The 2,211-nt window shown below is 44.9% G+C and carries 2 protein-coding genes; both read left to right on the top strand.

What is annotated here, in order from left to right; translation table 11 throughout:
* Nucleotides 1-155 precede the first annotated feature (155 nt).
* Nucleotides 156-1,658 (top strand): class I SAM-dependent DNA methyltransferase, encoded by a 1,503-nt coding sequence (locus DWZ82_RS09920; RefSeq protein ID WP_118480522.1) that lies wholly within the window; start codon nucleotides 156-158, stop codon nucleotides 1,656-1,658.
* On the top strand, nucleotides 1,648-2,211 hold a 564-nt coding region (locus DWZ82_RS09925; RefSeq protein ID WP_199667450.1), incomplete at its 3' end, for a restriction endonuclease subunit S. The genes DWZ82_RS09920 and DWZ82_RS09925, both read left to right, overlap by 11 nt.

The raw sequence follows: 2,211 nt of genomic DNA on the forward strand, positions 1-2,211 counted from the left end.
TATAAGATTTCCTGTCGAATAGAGATCTGTTTGCAGATGCAAAAAAATTTATGGATATAGAACGAGATATGACCAATACAGTAATACTTGGAGTCGTTTAGTACGTTTTTTCGGACAGTAAATTTTATAGAATAACATCATGGGAGGTTAAGAGTATGGCAGAAAAGAATACATCAAATATTGGATTTGAAAAACAGATATGGGATGCTGCCTGCGTATTACGCGGCAATATCGATGCTTCTGAATATAAATCGGTCGTATTAGGCCTGATTTTTCTGAAATATATATCCGACCGTTTCGAGGCAAAGTATAGAGAATTGGTCGATGAGGGCGAAGGCTTCGAAGAAGACAAGGATGAATACACGGCAGAGAACATTTTCTTCGTCCCTGAGAATGCAAGATGGAGCACGATTGCTGCTTCCGCCCACACTCCGGAAATAGGCACGGTAATTGATGATGCCATGCGCAGCATTGAAAAGGAGAACAAGCGTCTCAAAGATATTCTTCCCAAGAACTTTGCCCGTCCGGAGCTGGACAAGCGGCGTCTTGGCGAAGTGGTTGATCTCTTCACCAACATTCAGATGATTGAGCATGGAAGCAGCAAGGATATTCTTGGCCGTACATACGAATACTGTCTCTCCAAGTTTGCTGAGCAAGAAGGTAAACTTGCTGGTGAGTTCTACACCCCCTCTTGCGTAGTGCGTACCCTTGTTGAAGTGCTGCAGCCGTTTAATGGACGTGTTTATGACCCGTGCTGTGGCTCTGGCGGTATGTTCGTTCAGTCCGCAAAGTTTATCGAAAATCACGGCGGAAATATCAATAAGATTTCCGTCTTTGGTCAGGACTCCAACCCGACCACATGGAAGATGGCGCAGATGAATCTGGCTATTCGTGGTATTGAAGCTGATCTCGGCAAGTTTAATGCGGACACATTCTTCAATGATTGCCACCCGCAGCTCAAGGCGGATTATATTATGGCGAACCCCCCGTTTAACCTTTCTGGATGGGGTGCAGATAAACTAACTGATGATGTTCGCTGGCAGTATGGTACGCCTCCCGCAGGCAATGCCAACTTTGCATGGTTGCAGCACATGATTTGGCACCTTGCTCCAAATGGTCGTATTGGTATGGTGCTTGCAAATGGTTCGCTGTCCTCGCAGTCTGGCGGCGAGGGCGAAATCCGCAAGAACATTATCAATGCTGACCTTGTAGACTGCATCGTTGCAATGCCGACGCAGCTCTTCTACACGACACAGATTCCTGTATCGCTTTGGTTTCTTGCAAAGAACAAGAAACAGAAAGGCAAGACGCTATTCATCGATGCACGAAAGCTCGGCACTATGGTCACGCGAAAACTGCGTGAACTGACGGATAAAGACATCAAGAAAATTGCTGACACCTACAATACCTTCGTTGATGGAACGCTTGAGGATAAGAAGGGATTCTCTGCGGTTGTCACTACGCAGGATATTGCTAAGCAGGACTATATCCTCACACCGGGACGCTATGTTGGCATTGAGGAACAGGAAGATGACGGTGAGCCGTTTGAAGAGAAAATGGGGCGTCTGACTTCTGAACTGTCTGAGCTTTTTGTGAAGTCTCACGATCTTGAAAATGAGATCAGAGAAAGACTGGGGGCGATTGGATATGGCATCTGATTGGAAGGAGTGTACTCTGGCAGAACTCGGAGAAATTGTTGGTGGAGCAACGCCTTCAACAAAAGATGAACAAAACTATGGCGGTGATATAGCGTGGATTACTCCGAAGGATCTATCCACATTAAAGGGGCGATTCATTTCGCATGGTGAGCGAAATATCACAGAGAAAGGACTACACAGTTGCTCTACGCAGATAATGCCAAAGAATACGGTATTGTTCTCTTCCCGCGCACCAATCGGCTATGTTGCTATTGCTTCAAATCCTGTTTGCACAAATCAGGGATTCAAAAGCATTATTGCAAATGAAGATAATGATCCGATGTTTTTGTATTATCTGCTTAAATTCAACAAGAGTGCTATCGAAGCAATGGGAAGTGGGACAACATTCAAGGAAGTATCTGGAAACACTATGCGAGGGATCCGTGTTCATGTTCCGGTTAGTAAAGCTGAACAGCAACGGATAGCCTCTGTTTTAGCTGCTTTGGATAGCAAAATTGAAAGTAATATAAAGGTAAACGATAATTTACAGCAGCAAGCGATGTCATTGTATGCT

The organism is Butyricicoccus sp. AF35-5AC (assembly GCF_003477715.1).
Taxonomy (GTDB): Bacteria; Bacillota; Clostridia; order Oscillospirales; family Butyricicoccaceae; genus Agathobaculum; species Agathobaculum butyriciproducens.